This is a genomic window from Pseudoalteromonas sp. DL-6, from assembly GCF_004328665.1.
Classification (GTDB): Bacteria; Pseudomonadota; Gammaproteobacteria; order Enterobacterales; family Alteromonadaceae; genus Pseudoalteromonas.
Genome location: NZ_CP019770.1, coordinates 1,489,952 through 1,515,088 on the forward strand (window position 1 = coordinate 1,489,952; position 25,137 = coordinate 1,515,088).

At 39.8% G+C, this 25,137-nt stretch carries 22 protein-coding genes; 17 read left to right on the plus strand and 5 right to left on the minus strand.

What is annotated here, in order from left to right; genetic code table 11:
• Positions 1-74: 74 nt before the first annotated feature.
• Entirely contained in the window at positions 75-1,982 is a 1,908-nt protein-coding gene (locus B1F84_RS06865) for a beta-ketoacyl synthase (RefSeq protein ID WP_131690976.1), read from the plus strand.
• A 52-nt stretch (positions 1,983-2,034) separates the two neighbouring features.
• Here the strand turns inward: B1F84_RS06865 and B1F84_RS06870 are convergent, their stop codons facing one another.
• Positions 2,035-3,219, minus strand: a complete 1,185-nt coding sequence (locus tag B1F84_RS06870; protein ID WP_131690977.1) for an acyltransferase family protein — start codon at positions 3,217-3,219, stop codon at positions 2,035-2,037.
• Positions 3,220-3,422: 203 nt separating this feature from the next.
• On the opposite strand from B1F84_RS06870, the gene B1F84_RS06875 reads away from it, so the two are divergent.
• A complete protein-coding gene (locus tag B1F84_RS06875; RefSeq protein ID WP_131690978.1) occupies positions 3,423-3,797 on the plus strand; it encodes a hypothetical protein in 375 nt (124 codons plus the stop codon).
• On the opposite strand, the gene fghA is transcribed toward B1F84_RS06875, so the two are convergent.
• Together fghA and B1F84_RS06885 are read right to left on the minus strand one after the other, a co-directional pair.
• Positions 3,751-4,593 carry an S-formylglutathione hydrolase gene (gene fghA / locus B1F84_RS06880; RefSeq protein WP_076920254.1) on the minus strand — a complete coding sequence of 281 codons (843 nt, stop codon included), beginning with the start codon at positions 4,591-4,593 and terminating at the stop codon, positions 3,751-3,753. The genes B1F84_RS06875 and fghA overlap by 47 nt on opposite strands.
• A gap of 324 nt (positions 4,594-4,917) precedes the next feature.
• A complete protein-coding gene (locus B1F84_RS06885; RefSeq protein WP_131690979.1) occupies positions 4,918-6,039 on the minus strand; it encodes an S-(hydroxymethyl)glutathione dehydrogenase/class III alcohol dehydrogenase in 1,122 nt (373 codons plus the stop codon).
• A 130-nt stretch (positions 6,040-6,169) separates the two neighbouring features.
• Here B1F84_RS06885 and B1F84_RS06890 point away from each other — a divergent pair, with 130 nt between their 5' ends.
• The 7 genes from B1F84_RS06890 (at position 6,170) to B1F84_RS06920 (ending at position 13,882) form a co-directional block, all read left to right on the plus strand.
• Positions 6,170-7,042 (plus strand): LysR family transcriptional regulator, encoded by an 873-nt coding sequence (locus tag B1F84_RS06890; protein WP_205988853.1) that lies wholly within the window; start codon positions 6,170-6,172, stop codon positions 7,040-7,042.
• Between the two features lie 136 nt (positions 7,043-7,178).
• Positions 7,179-8,396, plus strand: coding sequence for a lipoprotein-releasing ABC transporter permease subunit (locus B1F84_RS06895; RefSeq protein WP_131690981.1), 1,218 nt, complete (start codon positions 7,179-7,181; stop codon positions 8,394-8,396).
• Positions 8,389-9,087, plus strand: a complete 699-nt coding sequence (lolD, locus tag B1F84_RS06900) for a lipoprotein-releasing ABC transporter ATP-binding protein LolD (protein WP_131690982.1) — start codon at positions 8,389-8,391, stop codon at positions 9,085-9,087. The genes B1F84_RS06895 and lolD overlap by 8 nt, the downstream gene beginning before the upstream one ends.
• Positions 9,077-10,321 carry a lipoprotein-releasing ABC transporter permease subunit gene (locus B1F84_RS06905; protein ID WP_131690983.1) on the plus strand — a complete coding sequence of 415 codons (1,245 nt, stop codon included), beginning with the start codon at positions 9,077-9,079 and terminating at the stop codon, positions 10,319-10,321. The genes lolD and B1F84_RS06905 overlap by 11 nt, the downstream gene beginning before the upstream one ends.
• A gap of 98 nt (positions 10,322-10,419) precedes the next feature.
• A complete protein-coding gene (locus B1F84_RS06910) occupies positions 10,420-10,893 on the plus strand; it encodes a DUF1456 family protein (RefSeq protein WP_131690984.1) in 474 nt (157 codons plus the stop codon).
• A 403-nt stretch (positions 10,894-11,296) separates the two neighbouring features.
• Positions 11,297-12,649, plus strand: coding sequence for an NADP-specific glutamate dehydrogenase (gene gdhA / locus B1F84_RS06915; protein WP_131690985.1), 1,353 nt, complete (start codon positions 11,297-11,299; stop codon positions 12,647-12,649).
• Between the two features lie 144 nt (positions 12,650-12,793).
• Positions 12,794-13,882, plus strand: coding sequence for a GGDEF domain-containing protein (locus B1F84_RS06920; RefSeq protein ID WP_131690986.1), 1,089 nt, complete (start codon positions 12,794-12,796; stop codon positions 13,880-13,882).
• A gap of 69 nt (positions 13,883-13,951) precedes the next feature.
• Here the strand turns inward: B1F84_RS06920 and B1F84_RS06925 are convergent, their stop codons facing one another.
• A complete protein-coding gene (locus B1F84_RS06925; protein WP_131690987.1) occupies positions 13,952-15,685 on the minus strand; it encodes an AMP-binding protein in 1,734 nt (577 codons plus the stop codon).
• Positions 15,686-15,866: 181 nt separating this feature from the next.
• Positions 15,867-16,313 carry a DUF3010 family protein gene (locus B1F84_RS06930; RefSeq protein ID WP_008110482.1) on the minus strand — a complete coding sequence of 149 codons (447 nt, stop codon included), beginning with the start codon at positions 16,311-16,313 and terminating at the stop codon, positions 15,867-15,869.
• 374 nt (positions 16,314-16,687) lie between these two features.
• Between B1F84_RS06930 and thrS the strand changes: the two genes are divergently transcribed.
• From thrS to B1F84_RS06970, 8 genes are all read left to right on the plus strand, one after another.
• Positions 16,688-18,598, plus strand: a complete 1,911-nt coding sequence (gene thrS / locus B1F84_RS06935; RefSeq protein WP_131690988.1) for a threonine--tRNA ligase — start codon at positions 16,688-16,690, stop codon at positions 18,596-18,598.
• 59 nt (positions 18,599-18,657) lie between these two features.
• A complete protein-coding gene (gene infC, locus B1F84_RS06940) occupies positions 18,658-19,218 on the plus strand; it encodes a translation initiation factor IF-3 (RefSeq protein WP_008466946.1) in 561 nt (186 codons plus the stop codon).
• Between the two features lie 212 nt (positions 19,219-19,430).
• Complete coding sequence (rpmI, locus tag B1F84_RS06945; protein ID WP_004587840.1) at positions 19,431-19,631, plus strand: 50S ribosomal protein L35; 201 nt, start codon at positions 19,431-19,433, stop codon at positions 19,629-19,631.
• 15 nt (positions 19,632-19,646) lie between these two features.
• Positions 19,647-20,009, plus strand: a complete 363-nt coding sequence (gene rplT / locus B1F84_RS06950) for a 50S ribosomal protein L20 (RefSeq protein ID WP_008110477.1) — start codon at positions 19,647-19,649, stop codon at positions 20,007-20,009.
• A gap of 316 nt (positions 20,010-20,325) precedes the next feature.
• Positions 20,326-22,143, plus strand: a complete 1,818-nt coding sequence (locus B1F84_RS06955) for a M14 family metallopeptidase (RefSeq protein WP_131690989.1) — start codon at positions 20,326-20,328, stop codon at positions 22,141-22,143.
• Between the two features lies 1 nt (position 22,144).
• Positions 22,145-22,786 carry an MBL fold metallo-hydrolase gene (locus tag B1F84_RS06960; RefSeq protein WP_076920265.1) on the plus strand — a complete coding sequence of 214 codons (642 nt, stop codon included), beginning with the start codon at positions 22,145-22,147 and terminating at the stop codon, positions 22,784-22,786.
• An 84-nt stretch (positions 22,787-22,870) separates the two neighbouring features.
• Entirely contained in the window at positions 22,871-23,329 is a 459-nt protein-coding gene (locus tag B1F84_RS06965) for an Lrp/AsnC family transcriptional regulator (RefSeq protein WP_008110469.1), read from the plus strand.
• 112 nt (positions 23,330-23,441) lie between these two features.
• A complete protein-coding gene (locus tag B1F84_RS06970) occupies positions 23,442-24,998 on the plus strand; it encodes a SulP family inorganic anion transporter (RefSeq protein ID WP_131690990.1) in 1,557 nt (518 codons plus the stop codon).
• Positions 24,999-25,137: the final 139 nt, after the last annotated feature.

Genomic DNA, 25,137 nt, shown 5'->3' on the forward strand with positions numbered 1-25,137 from the left:
AAAGCACAAAGGTGTATCTGTAATCCAATTAAACTAATGTCATATTCTTATAACACGCATTTTAAAGGTAAATTATGACTGCATTACCCGTTATTGTAGGCATGGGAGGCATTAATGCCGCTGGCCGTACTTCTTTTCATCAAGGTTATCGTCGTATCGTGTTAGATAGCTTAGCGGCGCAAGCTCGCCAAGAAACGTTTTTAGGCCTTGCCACACTGATGAACTTGGTGACTACAGTAAACGGCCAACTTAAAGACAGCCATGGTAATCTTGTTGAGCAAAGCGACATTGAAGCACGCTTTGGTGAGCAAATTATTGCCGGTACTTTGATCCGTAAAATTGAAAAAGAACATTTTGATGTTGATGCCACACCTTGGCAGCAAAAAATGACCTTAACGGCTTCAGATGATAGTGCAATTGTGTTTGAAACACGTCGTCGTGACTTACCATCGCCTTTACCAAGTAACTGGCAAATAGATGATCTTGATAATAAAAAAGTAAAAGTCACGATTGCTGCTGAGCTTGATGTAAAACATGACTCAACCCGTGATAACCCGATTAAGTCGGCAGGGCAATTTCCAACAGGCTTCGATCCTGCCATCATGTATAACAGCCGCTACCAGCCGCGCGGTTTACAAGCAACTATATTTGCTGCCACCGATGCAATTAAATCAACAGGACTCGATTGGCAACACATTATGAATAGCGTAGAGCCTGACAAAATTGGTACCTACTCGGCCTCGGTTATTGGTCAAATGGATGATAAAGGCTTAGGTGGATTAGTTAAAGCACGGCAGCAGGGCGATCGTGTAAGTACTAAGCAGTTAGCGCTGGGTTTAAATACAATGTCGACCGATTTTATTAACGCCTATGTTACTGGGAATGTGGGGACGACTTTTTCAACCTCAGGCGCATGTGCCACATTTTTATATAACTTGCGCGCTGCCGTTAACGATATTCAAGCTGGCCGTACCCGTGTTGCAGTGGTTGCCAGTGTTGAATGTGCGATTACTCCAGAAGTGGTTGAAGGTTTTGGTAATATGAGCGCGCTGGCCAATATTGAAGGTTTGCGTCGTTTAGATAATTTAAGCAATGATGATGAGCCTGATTACCGTAAAAGTAGTCGTCCATTTGGCGAGAACTGTGGCTTTACCTTAGGCGAGGGCGCACAAGTTGCCATATTAATGGATGATGCACTGGCATTGGAGCTCGGTGCAGATATTATGGGCAGTGTGCCGGATGTATTTGTGAATGCCGATGGGGTTAAAAAATCAATTACCTCACCTGGTCCTGGCAACTACATCACCATGGCGAAATCAGCAGCACTTGCTACTAGCTTATTAGGCAAAGAGGCACTGCAACAACGTAGCTTTATTTTAGCCCATGGCTCAAGTACACCACAAAACCGTGTTACTGAATCTTTAATTTATCATAAAGTTGCGCAAACATTTGCTATTGATAACTGGAAAGTGACTGCGCCTAAAGCCTATGTAGGCCATACTATTGCGCCTGCTAGTGGCGATCAGCTTGCCATTGCGTTAGGTGTATTTAGTCATAATATTATGCCGGGTATTACCACCATTGATAAAGTAGCCGACGATGTTTACGCCGAACATTTAGATATTCGTAATAGCCACTACGATTGTGGTGATATGGATATTGCGTTTATTAACTCAAAAGGCTTTGGTGGAAATAATGCAACAGCCACTGTGCTAAGCGCAAAAGTAACTATGCAGATGCTTGCTAAACGCCATGGTGATGCGCTGATGAATAGCTACACTGAAAAAAATAGCCAAGTAAAAGCGGCGCAGCATACTTACCAAACGCATGCTGACTTAGGTCAATACTCACTAATTTACCGTTTTGGTGATGGTTTAATTGAAGAAAATGAGATTGTTTTAGATGAGCACAGCATTACGCTGCCAGGCTTTGAAAAAGCAATCACATTTAGCACAACAAATTCCTATCAAGATATGTTCTAAGCACACATACTTGTTAGCAAGGCGCTTTTATAGCGCCTTTTTTAATGTCTATTCAAATATACTTAGCAATTAAACTGTGTTTATTTTTTTGCTTCCATGCTAAATAATAATTGGCAAAAATGGCTGTTAAGCCAATTACGACTGCAATAAATACTAGTGTTGCAACATAGCTCATACCGTATCCAGTTGGTAAACCCACCAGCGTTTCGCCATAAGTCATATCAGAAAAACTAAAGCCTAAAACAGGGATAAGTAACCAACTTATTGCATGCAGTAAATACAAGTGAGCTAAGTACGAGAACATACTGGTTTTACCCAATGCTTGTAAAAATGTTGGCGAAAAGTCACTTTTTAGCTTGCTCAATACTTTCAGCATAATTAGACCTATACCAACGGTTAACAACATAAACTGCAGGGAAAGTGGGTATTTGGTCGGGTTTAAAAATGACATTATAGTGAGTAAATAAGAGTCACTAATCGTAAATAGCGACGCGTCACCATAAAGGTTAAAGCCACGTAAAAGCGTATATAAAATTAGGCAGCTGACACCTAAAATTAAGCCATAATCCAGCACCCGGCTACTGTATTGCTTGGCCTTGTAATAAACACCTGCACAATAGGCTAACGCCATTAACCCAACAATAGGTGCAATGGGGTAGGTGGTTCTAATTTTAAAGTTAAAAGGAAGTTCGAGTACATTTTTTTGATGTAAAACAGACCATATAGTATTTGCGAGTGTATTTGGCGCAAAGTTGACGGCATCAAATAAGTTGTGGCCAAATACTAAAATTAAGCCCATGGCAAAAATGGCATACAGACCAACTAAGCGTAAAAGCCCTAGAATAATAAATCCCCAACCTATCGCCCAAATAACCTGAGCGTATAACATTGGAAATAGTGGGTTAAAGCTCCAAGACCACGACACAATAGTAAATTCAAATAATATAAGCACTAGTCCACGTATAATTAAGCTTTTTGAAAATGCTTGTGTGGAAGTGTATTTATGTTCGGTTATCGCTGCTGAAAGACCCGCTAAAAATATAAATAATGGCGCACAAAAGTGCGATATAAAACGAGTAAAAAAAGTAAGCGCATCTGTTCCTGGTATGGTCATGGGATCGGTCACTGAATAATTTAGGCAATAATACATGCCGTGATCAATCACCATAAATATAATGATAAGACCCCGAAGTAAATCTATATGATGCAATCGATTTTGGGTTATAGGTAATGACATAAAAATGCTTTAGTAAGATGGAAAAAACGAGCTTAATTGTATGTTATATTATATCAATTTGCGAGGGTGATTATAAAATACTTAAGTGTAACTTATGTTGTAAACGATTTTGCTCACTAACAGATTTTTACAGTTTTGTTTTTTAATAGAGTTACTATATAAATAATTAAATCCTTCATCCACTAGCAATTCAAAGGCCAAACATGCAAAAAATATTTATTCTTTTATTAATGATTATGTCGAGTGGCTGTACCTTTGTTGGCGCTTTATTAGATGGGCAAGCCGTTTCAAATGCAGATGATAACCAAAGAATGAATAATCCAGCTCGTTCTACGCCCTATAAAAATCCACTTGAACCGGTTCCAGTTGATAAAGATGGATTCAATTTTACCGATCTCGGTTTAAAAATAGACTCTGCAGTATTTGGGTTAGTAAAAGGAGATGACGGGGTGATTAAAAAATGCAGGCAGGTTACTAAGGTCTTAAAAGAATGTGTAGAAGTAGATAAATCTACTCTACACAGTAATGAATCTAAGCAGTTAAAAACTGATGATGAAATAATAAGTGTTGGTCTATAAAACTACTAATAAAATAGTAACTATGGTCGTAGCCAGCTTGCATTTCGAGTGTTAACGGATAGTCCTTCTGTGTTGCAACTGCCACTAAGTTTTGTGGCTTAAGTTGTTCTTCTAAAAAGTTATCGGCATCACCTTGGCTGACCAACATAGGTAAATAATCAGCTTGTTTGGCTTGTTGCATTAACTCGCAGCTATCATATTCTGCCCACTGGGCTTTATCAGTACCTAAATAACCAGTAAAGGCTTTAACACCCCAAGGGCAATCTATCGGGTTAACAATTGGGCTAAATGCTGTAGCGCTGGTATACGCTTTAGGATTTTTAAGGGCAATCATTAATGCGCCGTGGCCACCCATAGAGTGCCCAGAAATTGCTTTTTTAGCCGTTACCGGAAAATGTTGCTCTATTAATGCGGGTAGTTCCTTCACCACATAGTCGTACATATTAAAATGAGTATTGTAAGGTGCCTGCGTTGCATTGACGTAAAACCCTGCACCTTGAGCAAAATCGTAGCTGTCTTCGTTAGGAACGTTTTCACCACGCGGACTGGTATCAGGTGCGACAATAGCAATGCCTAGCTCAGCCGCTTTTTTAAACGCGCCTGCTTTTTGCATAAAGTTTTCATCAGTACAGGTTAATCCTGATAACCAATAAAGTACTGGTACTTTATTTTTTTCACTGGCGCCTGGTGGTAAAAATACCGCAAAACGCATGCTGCAATGGGTGCTTGAGGAAGTATGGCTATACTGCTTATGCCAGCCACCAGCCACTTTTGCTGTTGAGATATTTTCTAACATAACAATCCTTAAAAGCCGTTACTAAATAGCAACGGCTGGTAATGGTGATTAAAAGAAATTAGGGTCTGTTGATCTTTCAAGGTTAAATTTGCAGCAGTCTGTTTGGTATTTAGGCAAGGCAGAGCCTATGTGGTGTGGTTATTCCCCATAAATAGGCGATAACGCAGCATCAATGCCAAACAGGCGCTGCCCGAAGGGTTCTGCCTAGGGGCGATTTACTCTTTGTTGCTTGGTTTTTACTTAGCCCACTAGGTTACAAACCTCGCGCCGCGATTAAACCGCCCCTAGTTTGAACAAATTTTAATCCGCAAAGGTCAACAGACCCTAGTAATGAATAACAGTACGAATACTCTTACCTTCATGCATTAAATCAAAGGCATCGTTAATTTCTTCAAGGCTCATGGTGTGGGTAATAAAGTCATTAAGGGCGAATTCACCCGCCATGTAGCGTTCAACAATTTCAGGAAGTTGCGAGCGACCTTTAACGCCGCCAAAAGCGCTACCACGCCATACACGACCGGTTACTAATTGGAACGGGCGAGTTGAAATTTCTTGGCCAGCACCGGCTACACCAATAATTACTGACTCTCCCCAACCTTTATGACAACACTCAAGGGCAGAGCGCATTACATCAACGTTACCAATACATTCAAATGAGTAGTCAACACCGCCATCGGTCATCTCTACAATCACTTCTTGAATTGGCTTGTCGAAATCTTTTGGATTAATTAAGTCGGTAGCACCGAGTTTAGTCGCAAGATCGAACTTAGAGGTATTAATATCAACACCGATAATACGGCTAGCCCCAGCCATTTTTGCGCCAATAATGGCAGACAAACCAATGCCACCTAGACCAAAAATAGCCACTGTATCGCCCGCTGTTACTTTTGCCGTATTTGTTACAGCGCCCATACCGGTAGTGACACCACAGCCTAATAAACAAATTTCTTCTAACGATGCTTCTTTATTTACTTTAGCTAGTGAGATTTCAGGAAGTACTGTGTACTCAGAAAAGGTTGAGCAACCCATGTAGTGATAAATTGGTTGGCCGTCTTTGAAAAAGCGCGTTGTGCCATCTGGCATTAAGCCTTTGCCTTGTGTTTCGCGTACAGCAGAGCACAAGTTGGTTTTGCCAGAAGTACACATTTTACATTCACCACATTCTGCGGTGTATAAAGGAATAACGTGATCGCCAACTTCTACACTGGTAACGCCTTCGCCCACAGCGTAAACCACCCCAGCGCCTTCATGGCCTAAAATAGCGGGGAAAATACCTTCAGGATCTTCACCTGATAAAGTAAAAGCATCTGTATGGCATACACCTGTGGCAGTGATTTTTACCATCACTTCGCCTTTTTTAGGCATCATCACGTCAACTTCTTCAACGCTTAAAGGCTGATTAGGGCCCCAGGCAATTGCTGCTTTTGATTTTATAAATTCAGACATGTGTATATCCTTTGTAGTGGTTTGAATATCAATTGTAGACCCAAACTGTTTGGGTGATGTGTCTATTGTATTTATTTCTATAATAATGATAATCTCTAAATTAATAAAACACTTTTACAGTATGGTAATAATAATGCGTTGGGAAGGGATTGATGAGTTTATAGCTGTTGGCGAAGAGGGAAGTTTTACTCAAGCTGCACAGGCGTTGGGTTTATCGGTTGCCCATATTAGCCGCCATGTTACTAAGCTTGAACAACGGTTAAATACCCAACTATTAACGCGTACAACCCGAAAAGTTGTATTAACCAAAGAAGGTGAGCAGTTTTTACACCAAGTAAAACAATTACAACAGGCTATGGATGAGGCCACTCAGGGGCTAGCCTCTGTGCAAACATCCCCTAAAGGTAAAATAAAATTAACCGCACCGGTTATGTATGGTGAGAGTTTTATTATGCCTATAGTGCATTCGTTTATGCATGATCACCCAGAAGTAGAAGTAATCGCAACACTCTCTAATGAGCAAGAAAACCTGCTGGAAGGCGGCTTTGATTTAGCCATTCGATTAGGCCATTTAAAAGACTCAAGTCTAAAAGCGCGGCGCTTGAGCTCAAGACGATTTATTATGTGTGCCGCACCGAGCTATTTAGCGCGTTTTGGCGAACCTCATACGCTAGGTGAGCTAAACCAGCATCAATGCTTAATTGGTAACAGTAGTTATTGGCGAGTAAATGAAAATGGTCGTGATAAGCATATTAAAGTAGCAGGGCGATTGCATTGTAATAGCGGCTGGGCACTGGTTGACGGCGCTAAAAAAGGCTTGGGTATTGTTCAGTTGCCTGATTACTACATTGAAAATGAAATTAAATCCGGTCAGTTAGTACCTATATTAACTGCATACCAACCACAACAAGAAGGGGTATGGGGTGTTTATCCGCCGCGGCAATTTGTTGCTACTAATGTACGCGTTTTACTTGATTATTTAGTAACAGGGTTGAAGGTTTAGCTAGGTTTACGGGTTTGCTCATAATATAGCCAAGTATCAGATTTATAAATTATTTCTTACATTTTTGATGATATTCAATTGCGCTGAGTTCGTGCTACTATAAAGCCACACTTTTAGCATTAATGTTTTAATTAATATGTTTCAACCTGTTAGCCTGTTTATCGGACTTAGATATAGTCGCTCTTCTAAAGGCAATGCGTTTATTTCGTTTATTTCTTTTTTTTCTATTGCAGGTATCGCGATTGGTTTAATGGCGCTCTTTACAGTAAGTAGTGTCATGAACGGCTTTGAAAGCAGCTTGAAAACAAATATGCTCGGGCTCATTCCACACGTTGAAGTGCAGGCCAAACAACACTCTAAAGCGCAGATGAACACCCTTAAAGCTGATCTTGAACAATCACTGTATGTTGAACATGTTAGTTTATACCGCCATGGTGAAGCCATACTGCAAACCAATAAAGACCTGCATGGTGTGTTACTGCAAGGGCTCTATGATAATAATGATTCGCTTTATAAAATCACTGACAAAGTAGTGCAGGGTAATTGGCAAAGCGTATTAAATAATAATTATCACATTGCCATTAGCCGCTATTTAAGCCGTAAACTCGGCGTTGGCTTAGGCGATAAACTGCGCGTTATTATGCCTAATGCATCTACTTATACACCCCTTGGTCGTGTTCCAAGTCAGCGTTTATTCAAAATTGCTGCTATTTACGAAACCGGATCTGAAATTGACATGGGACTGGCATTTACCAGTGGTGTGTCATTGCAACGAGTATTAAAGCAAAGTAGCTCTACACCCCCTAATTTAAGTGTGTCACTGCATGAGCCATTTGCACTTGATGAATTTATTCAAGACAGCCAACGTATCCTCAAGAATTTTAGCTACACAGATTGGCGCAGTAGCCAAGGCACTTTATTTGCCGCTGTCGCGATGGAGAAACGCATTATGTCTATGTTATTGGGCTTAATCGTGCTGGTGGCGGTGTTCAATATTGTGTCGGCGCTCACCATGATGGTGAGTGAAAAACAAAGCGAAGTCGCCATATTGCAAACTCTTGGGCTAACGCCAAGCCAAGTACAAACTGTATTTATGGTTCAAGGTTTATATAACGGTGTGATTGGTACGGCAGTGGGTGCCTCTTTAGGTATTTTATTTAGCTTATATATTAATGAACTGCTGGCGTTGGTTGGCTTAAATTTATTATCGGGGGTTTCACTGCCGGTCAAATTTGATGTGCTTAGCTTAAGTGTGATTGCTGTTTTAAGCTTAGTCATGAGCTTTTTAGCGACTTTATATCCCGCGCGTCAGGCCGCCAAAGTAAACCCAGCAGAGGTATTACGTTATGAATGATTTAGTAATTAGTTGTGAACAAATAAGTAAAGCCTACCAAGACGGGCAAAACCAAGTTGAGGTATTAAAAGGGGTTGATTTAGCCCTAACCCAAGGTGAAATGTTAGCTATTGTAGGCAGCTCAGGTTCAGGTAAAAGCACCTTGTTGCATATTTTAGGTACCTTAGATACCGCCAGTTCTGGCAGTGCAAAAATAAAAAATCAAGATGTGGCTAAACTGTCTCGCAGCCAACAAGCCGCGTTTAGAAATCAAAACTTAGGGTTTATTTATCAATTTCATCATTTATTAATGGAATTTAGTGCGGTTGAGAACGTTGCTATGCCACTGTTAATAAAAGGCTTGAGTGCCAAAGAAGCAAATATAAAAGCGCTCGACATGCTTGATAAAGTCGGCCTTGCCCACAGAAGTAGCCATAAACCGTCGGCACTGTCTGGCGGTGAACGCCAACGTGTTGCCATAGCGCGTGCTTTAGTGACTGAGCCTGCACTGGTTCTTGCAGATGAGCCAACGGGTAATTTAGATAAGCAAAACGCGATTAAAATTTACGATTTAATTAACCAGCTAAATAAAAGTTTAAACACCAGTTTTGTGGTGGTGACTCATGATTTAGAACTTGCCGACAAGCTGGGTAAAATAGCGTATTTAGATGATGGTAAATTATCAATAAAAGAGTCAAACCATGTTGCTTAGTGCCTTTATAAGTAAGCGTTTCAGAGCCTACTCAGGCCATAAAGATGAAAAAAACGCGTTTGTTAGTTTTATTGCTAAGGCATCTACTATTGGTATTTTACTTGGTGTTGCCGTTTTAATTGTGGCGTTATCGGTGATCAATGGTTTTGAACAACAATTGGTTCATCGTTTATTAAGTGTCGTGCCACAAGTTGAATATGTAGCACCAAGCAGGCCGATTGCTGATTGGCCCAGCAAAGTCGAAAAATTAAAACAGCAACCACAAGTAACAGGAGCAGCCCCATTTATAGCAGTAAATGGTATGGCGAAATTTAAAAGCCAATTAAAAGCAGTTGAAATACGTGGTGTTGAGCCTTCGCTAGAGAGCGACGTATCAGCGGTTAACCAATTTACACAAGGTAAATTAGTCAGTCAGCTAGCACTTGAGGATGTTATTTTAGGCAAGCAAATTGTCACTCAACTTAACTTATCAATAGGTGACAATGTCACTTTACTGATCCCCCAAATTAGTGAAAAAGGGCAATCATTACTTGCGCCAAAACGGGTCACACTGACTCTCGCAGGCATTATAGAAATGGGCGGGCCTATCGATAGCAGTGCCGCGTTTATTCACCTTAGCAAAGCACAACAAACCTTAGGTTACGATCAAAGCCAAGTAACCGGCCTACGTTTACGGGTTGATGATGTGTTTGCAGCGCACCAAATAGCGTTGAGAGTAGGGCAAACAGTCACTGATTATGTGTATATATCGAGTTGGTTTAGAACTCAAGGCAGCTTGTATCAAGACATTCAAATGGTGCGCACGATTGTTTATATTGTGGTGTTTTTAATTATTGCAGTCGCTAGTTTTAACATTGTTTCGTCATTAGTGATGGAAGTGCGCGAAAAAGAAGGCAATATTGCCATTTTAAAAACCATGGGTGCCAAAGACAGTACTATTTTGGCTACTTTTGTAATGCAAGGCTTAACCCAAGCGTTTGTTGGCGTGGTTTTAGGCTCTATTATTGGCGTTATTCTAGCAATCAATATTAGTGAGCTGTTTACTTGGCTGAGCTTATTGATGGGTGAAAACCCGCTAGAAGGTGTGTATTTTATCGAATTCTTACCGAGTAAATTAGTTTGGCAAGATATTGTGTTGACCGTTATTGCCACCTTTGTGCTTGCAATATTGGCGACGCTATATCCAGCATGGCAAGCAACACGTGTTGATCCGGCAAAAGTATTGGGTAATTAAACACAGTATTTAATAGGGCGCTTAGTGTAACTCTGATAAACTGCGCCGCTATTAAACAGCTTTTGTTTGCTGAGCACTTATTTACCTTGGGATTTACTTTGACAAATAACGATATTTTACGCCGTATTCGCTACACCTTTGATTTAACCGATTCAGCAATGGTTGGCGTGTTCGCCGCTGCAGAGCACAGCGTAAGCACTGAGCAGGTGATTGCATGGTTAACTAAAGAGGGCGAGCAAGGTTACACCCCAATAAGTGACACTGAATTTGCGGTATTCTTAAATGGCTTTATAAACACTAAGCGCGGTAAACGTGACGGTGAGCAGCCAATCCCAGAGACTAAATTAAACAATAATATTATTTTTATGAAATTACGTATTGCTTTAAATATGAAAGCAGAAGACGTGATTGCCACACTAGCCTTAGTTGATTTTGTTTTAAGTAAGCATGAACTCAGTGCATTTTCACGTAAAGTTGAAAACAAACATTACCGTGTATGTAACGATCAAGTTTTACGTTTATTTTTAACTGGTGTGCAGCGTACTTTTCGCCCAGATGGCGAAAAAGCTTAATGCATTTTATGGAGGTTGATTAGCAACCTCCATTTAAACCGCTTAAACGAACTCACTAAAATCTACGCTATTATCAGTCTTACCCCTTCTACAACTTCAGTCTTATAAAGCATTTTATGCTGTCGCTCGCGTAAAAACGTCGCGTCGTATTTTGTTTTACTATTTTTTTAATACTTTTAACGTGTTATCCATTAAAGCTGGTGTTTTTAGCATACAAATTCTTTTTTAATGGGTTTGTATACAAAAGAAACAACAATTTAATTCAACATCAAACACGTGTATCCAGTTTATCTATGATGTTAAAGTGTAAAAATAATGATCGCATAATCAATTTCTCCACTAACAATAGCGTTGATCATTTTTCCTGTTTCGAATTAAAAAATACCCACATGGAAGAATAAATATGAATTATATACACAGAACAATTGCGCAATTAAAGCAGACGAGCCCTGCGCAATGTGAGTTTTATCAAGCAGTAGAAGAAGTGCTGGACTCGCTAGAGCCTATATTTGCGCAAACCAGTCATTACCAACAACAAGCAATTATTCAAAGAATGGTAGAGCCAGAGCGTCAGTTAATGTTTCGCGTGCCTTGGGTTGATGACGAGGGCAATATTCAAGTAAATAAAGGCTACCGTATCGAATTTAATTCAGCGCTGGGCCCTTACAAAGGCGGCTTACGTTTTCATCCAAGTGTAAATGCCAGCATCATAAAATTTTTAGGCTTCGAACAAATTTTTAAAAATGCACTGACTGGTTTGCCTATAGGCGGTGGCAAAGGAGGCGCTAACTTTGATCCTAAAGGACGCTCTGATGGCGAGATAATGCGTTTTTGCCAATCGTTTATGACCGAGTTATATCGCCATATTGGTCCTACAACCGATGTACCTGCAGGGGATATTGGCGTAGGGGCGAGAGAAATTGGTTATATGTTTGGCCAATACAAACGCTTAACAGGGCGCTATGAAGGCGTACTAACCGGTAAAAGCTTACTTTGGGGCGGATCGCTTGCTCGCAAAGAAGCAACGGGTTATGGCGCAGTGTATTTTGCTAACTATATGCTTGAAGATCGTGATGACAGCTTATCAGGAAAACGCTGTTTAATTTCAGGCTCAGGCAATGTGGCTATTTATGCCATGGAAAAATTATATCAATTAGGGGCCACACCTATTGCCTGTAGTGACTCAAAAGGCACTTTGTACGATGAGAGTGGCATTGACTTAAAACTTATTAAGCAATTAAAAGAGCACTCACGAGGATGCCTAAGTGACTACCTAGATACTCATCCTCAGGCAAAGTATACGCCCCGCGATGAGTACCCTCAGGATGGTCATGCTGTATGGCGTTACAGTGCGGATGCGGCTTTTCCTTGTGCTACGCAAAATGAATTAACCCAAGCGGATGCAAAAGCACTACTTGAAAATGGTTGTATTTTAGTTAGTGAAGGGGCAAATATGCCTTCAACCAAAGAAGCGATTGATTGCTTTATTGAAGCAAAAATAGCTTATGGCCCTGGCAAAGCAGCGAATGCCGGTGGGGTAGCAACCAGCCAATTAGAAATGGCGCAAAATGCCAGTATGCAAAGCTGGACGTTTGAAGAAGTTGATGAAAAGCTTAAACAAATAATGAAAGATATTTTCACCACAGCTAACGACACTGCAAAAGAGTTTGATCAACCCGGCAACTTACTACTAGGCGCTAACATCGCTGGATTTAGACGTGTAGCCGATGCAATGATTGAGCAAGGTGTAGTGTAACCACTCTCTTAATTTATGAGCCTATATAATTAGATTATGTGGGCTTTTCTTAAGTTTTTTATTAGGTTAATTAAAATTTGATTCGCTAAACAAGGTGAGTCTACTATATTATTTTGATAAGGATGCCTAACAAGGAGAGTGACATTGCAGCTCTTACCTTCACAGTTTTATTTTTCAAGTGCCACCGAGCATGACTTTCAATACTTATTGAATAAAAACACGCTTCACATTGCTAATGTGACGCTGTATTTAGTTACGGTATTTTTATTGTCCTTTATTTTTATTTCTTGGTTTGATGATAAAAAAGAGAGTACCTCAACCATTAATATTCTGAGGATTATAATGGTGGGTTTGTCGGTTTATTTAATTTACATAAACAAAAAATTAAAACCTGAAAAATTGCATATTCGCTACTTTTTATACGGCATTTTATTTTGTTTATTATTTGGTTATTTCTTTTGGACTTATGTCAAAACCTATTATGAACTCCACGAAGGTGGCCCGATGTTAGTTGCGGCTGCATTTGTCGCTATTCCCATGTTACATTTAGGTCATAAGCTAGTCCTGTGGTCAATTATAGCTATCAGTTTATTAGTAATTGAACTTTATTCTTCTATATCAATTATCTGGACGCTCTATTTTTACTTCAGTATGGTTATTGTGATGGCCATAATTCAATATCAACTCGATATTTTACTACGTAAACAATACCAGGCTGAGCTCTTAGAAGCAGAGAAAGCCAATATTGATCAACTTACCGGTATGAGCAATAGGCATAGCTTTGACAAGCACTGTAAAACCTTAATAAAAAAGCTAAAACCCTCTCAATATTTAGCGCTTGCGATGATAGATGTTGATTATTTTAAAAAATATAACGATAACTATGGTCATTTAGAGGGTGATAACGTGTTGGTTGAAGTTGCAAACCGACTGAAAGATTGTGGTGCTGATATTACTGTGCGCTTTGGTGGGGAGGAATTTATATTAGTTAAAACGGTCGATGAAAATGAATTACATTGGCTGAGTGATTTAACACTGCGCTTTGCAAATGAGCCTATTGCTCATGCTTATTCTCCGTTTAATTACGTAACTGTATCTGCAGGGGTAGCTTATGATAAATATTGTCAACATAGGCCATCAATCGAAACTTTATTGGCTACAGCTGATACTGCCATGTACAAATCAAAAGCAGCAGGTAGAAACAGGCTTACTGTTAAAGTCATTAAGTCTTAGCTAAGTAATTTATAATAAAATACAATGCAACGTTTAATCGTTGCATTGTAATAAAGTAGCCGTTAACTATTACGAAAATGCAGACTCGGCGAGTTCTTCTTGCATTTGTTCGCGCATTTTAAATTTTTGCAATTTGCCGGTTACCGTCATTGGGTAATGTTCGACAAAGCGAATATATTTAGGCTGTTTAAAGTAGGCGAGTTTGTCTTTTAAAAACAATCGAATTGCTTGCTCATCAAGTACTTCACCTTCTTTAGGTTGGATCCAGGCACACACTTCTTCGCCAAACTTTTCATCGGTAATACCAAAAATTGCCGCATCTTGTATCCCTGGGTAGGTGTATAAAACCTCCTCAATCTCACGGGGGTATATATTTTCACCGCCGCGAATGATCATGTCTTTAATTCTGCCAACAATACTGACAAAGCCTTCACTGTCCATTACCCCCAAATCACCTGAATGTAACCAGCCTTGATTATCGATAGTGGCTTTGGTTTTCTCTTCATCATTCCAGTAGCAACGCATTATGCCGGCACCACGGCTACAAACCTCACCGGGTTGGCCTATTTTTTGAACTTCACCCACTTCATCAATAATTTTTACTTCAGTGTGCGCAAGTGCTCTTCCTACTGTGGTGACTTGACGTTCAATTGATGAGTCGGTTTCAGTGATATTGTTGATTGGGCTACACTCTGTTTGTCCATAGGCTATAACGACTTGGTTCATATTCATCAGTGTTTGTACTTTACGCATAACTTGTTCGGGACAGGTTGAGCCAGCCATAACGCCGGTTCGTAATGTACTTAAATCATAATCACTAAAGTTATTAAGCTCTAATTCGCTTATAAACATGGTAGGCACGCCATGAAGTCCGGTGCACTTTTCTTGTTGTACCACCTCTAATGTGGTTTTTGGATCGAAAGAATCACTAGGATAAATAGCTGCAGCGCCTTTACTTACGCACAATAAGCTGCCTAAAACCATGCCAAAGCAATGATAAAGCGGTACAGGGATACACAGCTTATCATGTTCAGTAAAATGCATTGCTTGGGCAACAAGCAGTGCATTATTAAGAATGTTTTTATGCGTTAGCGTAGCACCTTTAGGGTTTCCTGTGGTGCCAGAGGTAAACTGAATATTAATGTCTTGATTACAGTTTAAGGTTTTAGCCACCGCTTGAAGTTCTAACTGGTGGGCTTCTGAGGGTAAAGCGAGAATTTCATTAAATGAAAACATGCCATTTACTGGCTCATCACCTATGCAAATTACATTTTTTAATGAAGGAAGCTGAGCGGCTTTTAATTCCCCTTTTTGGCAGCTATCTAGCTCTGGGGCTAAACTTTGTAGCATATTAACGTAGTGACTGCCCTTAAACGCTGTGGCAGTAATAAGTGTAGAGCATTCAACACTATTAAGCGCATATTGCAGTTCACTGGGGCGGTAAGCTGGGTTAATACACACCATGATTGCGCCGATTTTAGCTGTTGCAAATTGTGTTAAGCACCACTGTATATTATTGGGTGACCAAATACCGACCCTGTCACCTGATTTAACCCCTAATGCCAACAACCCCATAGCAAGTTGATCAATCTGTTGCTGAAATTCCTTATAGTTTAAGCGAATATTTTGGTGAGCAACAACAACTGCCAATGCCTCTGGGTTATTGTCGACAATTGAATCAAGGTATTCTCCAATAGTTTGCTCTATTAGCGGTGTGCTTTGAATCCCCTTAAAATAACTATTTGATAGCGGTATAGTGTTTATTTGTTCTACTTCTTTATGCACTGTTTGTGTCGCTTTCATGACATTCTCCATGTTTTTATCTATCCAAGGCTTGTTGATTAAATAAACATGAATTGTCGACAAAGGGAAGAGGGTTAGACTAATGTCTTACACTTTTATTTGAAAATTTAGACATAAAAAAACGCGTAATAAAACGCGTAATATTGAGCTATTACGCGTTTTTACAAGGATGCAATTGGTATTACATTTCGTCGCTGCGGTAGGTTTTTTTCATGATATAAACATAAGCATTAACGAATGCATTTTCTTGATATTTTTTAAGACCAGTGTCTTCGAACGCGATAGGGATTGGGTTGCGTTTTACTTGCTCTTTTATTTCAGTAGTTGAAAACACGCGAACATCGAGGTTGTCGATTAATTGAATAGCCGTTTCCATTTTGAACCCTTTAGCGCTACCTGCAAATTTACCTTTAGGCTGGCGTTCGCGAATGGCAACAGAATCAATTTGATAATCTTGCATTAGTTTTGCAAAATCAAATTGAAATTTACGCATTACTTCAGTGTCGTTACCGTTACCTAAGGTAAAGCGTGTTTGGCGCACGTCACGAATATCAAAAACGTCGTTATCTTTACTTAAAATACAAAGTAGTACATCACTACCGGTAATTTCTACACCACATGTTCTCATTGTTAATCTCTACTATAACTTAATTACCGGTTATTATACGCAACACGCATTAAAATGCGAGTTTAAGCAGTTTACGTGCTGCTTTAATATCGTGTTTAACGTTAATTTGAGATTACCTGACTGAAGAAAAGTTATTAATTGCACATTTATGCTAAAATTGCGTGGTTTTTAATAGCTTAAAACTTGTAATTAACGCTGCAGCACGCGACAATATCTTTTTTGTAGTTGAGCAGACTCAGCACCTACATTAGCCTTTGTCGGCGAAAAATAGTCAATGCTTATTCGTAAAAGCGTTGTCGAGTCATTCTCATTTAATTAATTAAAAAATACACGTGATACATTGTAGGTGTCACCACTGTATGTAAGGATTTATAATGCCAGTTATTACTCTCCCTGACGGTAGTCAGCGTAGTTTTGAAAACCCTGTAAGCACGCTTGATGTTGCAAACGATATCGGCCCTGGTCTTGCTAAAGCAACCATTGCTGGTCGTGTGAATGGCGAACGCGTGGATGCATGTGATTTAATTTCAGCCGACTCTCGTCTTGAAATTATTACAGCAAAAGATGACGATGGTTTAGAAATTATTCGCCATTCTTGTGCCCACCTAATTGGTCATGCAGTTAAGCAACTTTTCCCAGACGCTAAAATGGCGATTGGTCCTACTATCGATAACGGTTTTTACTATGATATTGATATGGAACATTCGTTATCTCAAGATGATCTTGATGCTATTGAAAAGCGTATGTTACAGCTTGCAAAAACAAACTACGATGTAGTGAAAAAAACCGTTAGCTGGCAAGAAGCACGCGATACGTTTGCGGCGCGTGGCGAAACATACAAAATAGAAATTCTTGATGAAAATATTACTCAAGATGATCGCCCTGGTTTATACCACCACGAAGAATATGTAGATATGTGTCGTGGACCACACGTTCCTAACATGAAATTCTGTCAAAACTTCAAAATTATGAAGGTAGCAGGTGCATACTGGCGTGGTGATTCTGAAAATAAAATGCTGCAGCGTATTTACGGCACAGCGTGGGGCGATAAAAAGCAACTTAAAGCGTACTTAAAGCGTTTAGAAGAAGCTGAAAAACGTGATCACCGTCGTATTGGTAAAGCACTTGATTTATGGCACTGGCAAGAAGAAGCGCCAGGCATGGTATTTTGGCACAACGATGGTTGGAGCATTTACCGTGAATTAGAAGAATTTGTGCGTGAAAAATTACGTGAGTACCAATACGAAGAAGTTAAAGGTCCAATGATGATGGATCGTTCGTTATGGGAAAAATCAGGTCACTGGGAAAAATATTCAGAAGCCATGTTTACTACGGAGTCTGAAAAGCGTGAATACGCAATCAAGCCAATGAACTGTCCAGGTCACGTACAAATATTTAACCAAGGTTTAAAATCATACCGTGATTTACCACTGCGTATGGCTGAGTTTGGTTGTTGTCACCGTAACGAGCCATCAGGCGCACTTCATGGTTTAATGCGTGTGCGTGGCTTTACTCAAGATGATGCGCATGTATTTTGTACTGAAGAGCAAATCATGGATGAAGTATCGGCCTGTATTAAAATGGTTTACGATACGTATGAAACATTCGGCTTTGAAAAAATTGTAGTTAAACTTTCAACTCGTCCAGAACAACGTATCGGCGAAGATGAAATGTGGGACAAAGCTGAACTTGCACTTGCTGATGCACTTAAAGCAAATGACATTGAATTTGATTACCTACCAGGTGAAGGGGCGTTTTATGGCCCTAAAATTGAATTTACTTTGTACGATTGCTTAGACAGAGCGTGGCAGTGTGGTACAGTGCAACTAGACTTTGCATTACCTGGTCGTTTAGGCGCAACATATGTGGCTGAAAATAACGAACGACGTACACCTGTTATGATACACCGCGCTATATTAGGGTCTATTGAGCGCTTCATTGGTATTTTAACAGAAGAGTATGCTGGTTTATTCCCAACGTGGCTTGCGCCTAAGCAAGTGGTGATTATGAATATCACCGATAAACAAGCACCGTATGTTCAGGAAATTGTACAAAAATTAAATAAACTTGGAATTAGAGCCGCTGCTGACTTGAGAAATGAGAAGATTGGCTTTAAAATCCGTGAGCATACACTTAAGCGTATTCCTTACTTATTGGTTGTTGGCGACAAAGAAGTTGAGCAACAAGAAGTAGCAGTACGAACTCGCACAGGTGAAGACCTAGGCAAATTTAATGTCGATGATTTTGTAGCTAAAATCAGTGAAGAAATCAAAAATCGACAGTAAAAATCGAGCGTGTAGGGCAAGCAAAAATAGCCAGCTACACGCTTATATTATTGATATTCTTGGAGGAACGTACTATTAGAGGCGGCAAGAAAGGGCAACAAACAGCTCAAAAAAATCGTATTAACGAAGAAATTACAGCGCAAGAAGTTCGTTTAATCGACATCGACGGCGAACAAGCTGGAATTCAGTCATTAAAAGACGCGCAAGCTATGGCTGATGCAGCGGGTGTTGATCTTGTAGAGATCAGTCCAAATGCTGAGCCGCCTGTTTGTAAGGTTATGGATTACGGTAAGTTCATCTTTGAAAAAAGCAAAGAACTAAAAGAGCAGAAGAAGAAGCAAAAGCAGATCCAGATTAAAGAAATCAAATTCCGTCCAGGTACGGATGAAGGTGATTATCAGGTTAAGCTACGCAACTTACGCAAGTTCTTAGAAGCTGGCGATAAAGCTAAGATAACTATCCGCTTCCGTGGTCGTGAAATGGCTCACCAAGAAATTGGTATCGAATTATTAAACCGTATTAAAACCGATTTAGAAGAATTAGCAGTTGTTGAATCTTTCCCAAATCGTGTTGAAGGCCGTCAAATGGTTATGATGATGGCGCCGGTTGCTAAAAAGTAATAATTAGGCGATAATACGCACCGAATTTAGCTCAGGTTTGCAAGTGATATGAAAATGTCCACCTGAGTTAACCGGTTTTAAAGTAAAATTGCGGTATTTATATCGGGTTTTCACCGGAACATAGCAGTAAGTTAGGCCTTTAAAGTGGAGCTATAGCAATATATCTCACGCCTTCTTACTAATTTTAAAGCAATACAATTGGAGTTATTGCAATGGCTTACAAGCTAAAAAGTCACAGAGGCGCAGCTAAGCGTTTCAAAAAGACTGCTTCTGGCGGTTTCAAGCGTAAACAAGCGCATCTTCGTCACATTCTGACTAAGAAAACTTCTAAGCGTAAGTTACACCTACGTCCTAAGATGATGGTTCATAAAAATGACCATGGTCTAGTTTCACGTATGTTACCATTCGCTTAATAGGGGTTTTTAGAAATGGCAAGAGTTAAACGCGGCGTTGTCGCACGTGCACGTCACAAAAAAGTTTTAAAACAAGCGAAAGGTTACTACGGAGCACGTTCACGTGTTTACCGCGTAGCTTTCCAGGCTGTTACTAAAGCGGGTCAATACGCTTACCGTGACCGCCGTGCTAAGAAACGTACTTTCCGTCAATTATGGATTGCACGTATCAATGCTGCTTCACGTCAAAATGGTCTGTCTTACAGCCGTTTTATTAATGGTCTTAAAAAGACATCTGTAGAAATCGATCGTAAGATCCTTGCAGATATCGCTGTTTACGACCAAGTTGCATTCGCAGCGCTTGTAGCAAAAGCAAAAGAAGGCCTAGCGGCAGCTTAAGTTTTTGTATAAGTATTGAAAAGGAGCCTATGGCTCCTTTTTTTGTGCCTGCTATTTACTGTTTTAGCTATGTCATACCTTTTAGTGCCGTGTATCCATTTAACTTAACTAGCTAAACCAGAATTTTAGGCATGTTCATTGTTGCTCTTAAGGTTGATATTAATTATGTTTTTATCAGCACTTGACTAGGACTTGAGCAAATAATCAAAGGAAACTGCAATTGGCTGCATTTTTTTGTTGAACTACCGCAGTTTTGGCATCTAAAAAGCTTTAATTGCTATAATTTTTTTAATTAATGCGTTTGCTAGAGAAGTATATGTTTATAAGTTTATTGGTTTTATCTGCAAGTATGGCGAATAACAGTCATTTACCGCCATTATTACCATGGGAAGGTGCGAGCACGTCGCTATTGCAACAACAAGGACCTTTAACCACAGACTTCGAAATTTCTGCAGGAGTCTCGTCTCCTAATTATGCTGATACCATGTCATTTGTTGATAGATTGGTGGCAGCTAATCCCACTCAATTTAAATCAAAAACGATTGGCTATAGTAATAGTAAACGAGCAATAAAAATGTTAATTGCCAGCGAACAAGGCTTTTTTGACGCTGGGCAAATGGCTAATAGCACCAAACCAACCGTGCTTATTCAGGCCGGTATTCACGCCGGTGAGATTGATGGTAAAGATGCAATGTTTATGTTGCTTAGAGATATTGCCACGGGTAAACGTCGCGATATATTAAAAAAGGTAAACATTTTATTTATTCCGATTCTCAATGTTGATGGCCATGAACGCAGCAGTGCATTTAATCGAATCAATCAGCGCGGCCCAGTAAAAATGGGTTTTAGAACAAACGCCAATAACCTTAATTTAAATCGTGATTTCACTAAGTTAGATACCCCTGAGGTTAAAAGCGTACTTGCAGTGATTAACGATTATAATCCGAATTTATATATAGACGTGCATGTGACTGATGGGGCCGATTACCAATACGATGTAACCTACGGCTATAACCCAGTATTTGCTAGCGAGTCGCCCGCTATTTCAGATGCGCTTAACCGTTACTTTAAACCTGTTATTGATCAAACTTTAACCGAGCAGGGACATATCCCTGGGCCTTTAGTTTTTGTGATGGATAAACAAGAGTTTAAATCAGGGTTAGCGGGTTGGGTGGCGACGCCTCGTTTTTCTAATGGCTGGGGTGATTTAAGGTCATTACCAACTATTTTAGTCGAAAACCATTCTTTAAAACCCTATAAGCAACGGGTGTTAGGGACTTATGTGTTTATAGATGGTGCTATTGAAGCGTTAGCAGCTCATAAAGATAAACTCGCCAATGCGGTAAAAAAAGAACAGCAATTTGTGCCTAAGCAATTAATTGTTAAACGTGGCTACGCTGAGCAAGCTGATTATATTAAGTTTAAAGGCATTGCTTATTCTAAGAGTGTAAATGCGTTGTCAAATCAGCAAGAAGTAAGCTATTTAGGTAAAAAACAAGATTATGACAAGCTGCCTATTTTTTGGCAAAAAGAAGTACAGCACACGGTCGAAGTCCCAAAATCGTTTTTTATTCCGCCAGTTTATACCGATATTATTGAAAAACTTGCCTTGCATGGGGTATCAATTAATAAGCTCAGTGGTGCCAATACACAACCGTTAAAAATGGCAAAAGTATCGCAATATAGCTTTGATAATGCACCATTTGAAGGGCGTTTTAGAGTGTCGGCACGTTTTGACTATGTACCGGCCACGAATGTTGACTTAGATGGTTGGTTTGAAGTCAGTACCCAACAAAAAGCAGGCGAGTTAGCTGTACATCTATTGCATCCAGAAGCCCCTGATTCTTTTTTTGCATGGGGTGAATTTAATACAATTTTTCAGCGTACAGAGTACATGGAAAATTATGCTTTGATCCCATTTGCTGAGAAAATGCTCAGTGATGATCCTAAATTAGCCGAAGCATTTAATAAAAAACTAAAGCAAGATAAAGCATTTGCTACAAATCCTGAGGCGCGTTTAAATTGGCTTTATGAGCACAGCCCGTTTTACGATCAAGCATATTTAAAATACCCAATTTTAATGTCATATGAACAAGATATAGTTATTCCAGCGCAAAAAGATAAAGAAATATAAGATGAAAATAATCACAATTCCCGTAACGCAGTTTATGCAAAATTGCCGAATTATAGTATGCGAGCAAACCCAGCAAGCTGTGGTGATTGACCCTGGTGGTGATGTTGACAAAATTAATGCAACGCTAAAACAGCATAACTTACGTTTGTCAGCAATATGGTTAACCCATGGACACTTAGACCATGTGGGTGCAGCACACAGTTTACGCCAGCAACACAATATAAAAATTATTGGTCCACATAAGGATGAGCGCTTTTGGTTTGATAACTTACCAATGCAAGCCACTATGTTTGGATTTGAACCTATCAGTGCTTTTTACCCAGATGACTGGCTAGCACATGGTGACACCATACAAGTTGGCCAACTTGTATTTAAAGTACTGCATTGCCCAGGGCACACCCCTGGACACGTTGTATTTTATCAAGACAGGCAAAGCACCGTTATTGTCGGTGATGTTATATTTAAAGGCTCAGTCGGGCGTACTGATTTTCCAAAAGGAGACAGTAAGCAGCTTATTAGCTCAATACAGGCCCATATAATGACGTTGCCACTGAGTACCACAATTTTAAGTGGTCATGGTGAAGATACTGATGTCGCTAATGAGAAGGCAACCAATCCGTTTGTAAGTGGTCAGTTTGGTTGATGTGTTTAATTGTTAAAAATATGCAGACTGCTTTTTAAAAAGGCTGTATAATTTAACCAATTTATTAGATAAATAAGAAATAAAATGTCTCTAAATCACGTAGATCGCCAAATATTGGCACTTTTACAACAAGATGCAAGTTTATCAACCGCTGAAATTGCAGACAAAGTAGGCTTATCTCAGTCTCCTTGTTGGCGTCGTATTGCTAAATTAGAACAAGATGGCTACATCAAAAGTAAAGTCGCATTGCTTGATGAAAAAAAGCTGGGCTTTGATATGTTGGTTTACGCCCATGTACGTTTATCAAACCATGGCAAAAAGAATCTAGCCGAGTTTGAAAAACTGATACTTAGCTATGATGAAGTGACTGAATGTTACACTATGGCGGGTACTATGGACTTTATGTTGCGTATTATCTCTCAAGGCATAGAAGGTTATGAGCACTTTGTTCGCGATAACCTACTTAGCTTAGAGTACGTGCAAGAGGTTCATTCTAACGTGACCATGACCTGTGTAAAACGTAGTACAGCCTTACCACTGTAAAATAAAAATGAGCCGATGATAAACAAATCGGCTGCATTAAAATTGTGAAATGAGCGCTAATTTGATAGAATTTAGCGCTTTTTTTATTAGCTAAATAAAACTGAGGAACTCAATGTTTAACTTACTCAGCAAAGCGCCAAGCTCTGCTAAAAACGATATTCTCTCTGGATTGACCGTGGCACTTGCCTTGATACCAGAAGCTGTTGCATTTGCCTTTGTTGCAAATGTAGAACCCCTTGTTGGTTTATATGCCGCATTTATTGTTGGCTTAATTACGGCTATTTTTGGTGGTCGTCCGGGTATGATTTCGGGTGCAACCGGTGCGCTTGCGGTTGTAATGGTAAGTTTAGTACTTGATCACGGAGTGGAATATCTATTTGCCACCGTGTTGCTCATGGGGCTATTACAAATATTGGCTGGGGTATTTAAGCTCGGTAAATTTATACGTATGGTTCCACATCCGGTGATGCTCGGTTTTGTTAATGGCTTAGCAATTGTTATATTTTTAGCTCAGCTTGGGCAGTTTAAAGTGCCTGATGGTGCGGGCGGTCAAGAATGGATGACGGGCAGTGCAATGTACATTATGCTCGGTTTAGTGGCGCTAACTATGGCTATTATTCACTTTTTACCAAAATTAACGACCGCAATACCTTCGTCTTTGGTTGCCATTGTGACAGTAACTGGCTTAGTTATTGGCCTTGACTTAGAAGCGCGCACTGTACTTGATTTCTTAAAAGGAATGACAGGTAATGAAGCCGCAACAATTGCCGGTGGTTTACCGCAGTTCCATATTCCTATGGTGCCTTTTAATTTAGAAACACTGCAAATTATCTTCCCGTATGCGCTTATTTTAGCGGCTATCGGCCTAATTGAATCACTGTTAACATTAAGCTTGATTGACGAAATTACAGAAACACGTGGCCATTCTAATAAAGAATGTATTGGCCAAGGTGCTGCAAACGTCACATGTGGTTTCTTTGGTGCAATGGGTGGCTGTGCCATGATTGGCCAATCGATGATCAACATTAATTCGGGTGGCCGCTCGCGTTTATCTGGTATCAGTGCTGCGTTGATGTTACTTGCATTTATTATCTTTGCCTCAAGCTTAATTGAAATGATCCCATTAGCAGCACTGGTGGGTGTTATGTTTATGGTAGTACTGGGCACATTTGAATGGGCAAGTTTTAAAATGATGAAACGTGTCCCTTTATCTGACGCATTTGTGATTGTATTGGTATCGGGTGTCACAGTTATCACTGACTTAGCCATTGCAGTGTGTGTGGGTGTGATCGTATCAGCACTAGTATTTGCTTGGCAGCACGCTAAACATATATACACAACGAACTATATCGATAAAGAAGGTTCAAAAGTGTACGAGTTACACGGGCCTTTATTCTTTGGTTCAGTTAAAAACTTTGCCGATTTATTTGATGTAAAGAACGACCCTAAAGATGTTATTGTTGAGTTTAAATACAGCCGTGTTGCGGATCACAGTGCAATAGAAGCAATTGATAACCTAGCTGATAAGTACAATAAAGCCGGTAAAAAGTTGCATTTACGTCACTTAAGTAAAGACTGTACTGAACTACTTCATAAAGCGCGTGACTTAGTAGAAGTTAACGTAATTGAAGATCCAACTTATAAAGTTGCTTCAGACAAACTAGCTTAATAAATAAAAAGTAAACATTGAGAAGCGAAAGGTACCTACCTTTCGCTTTTTTTATGCGTATAGCCAAAGTGAAATGCTTAATCATAAATGCATAAGCCTGCGTTATAGTTTGCGATAGGGCTATTAAAAAGTAAGACAG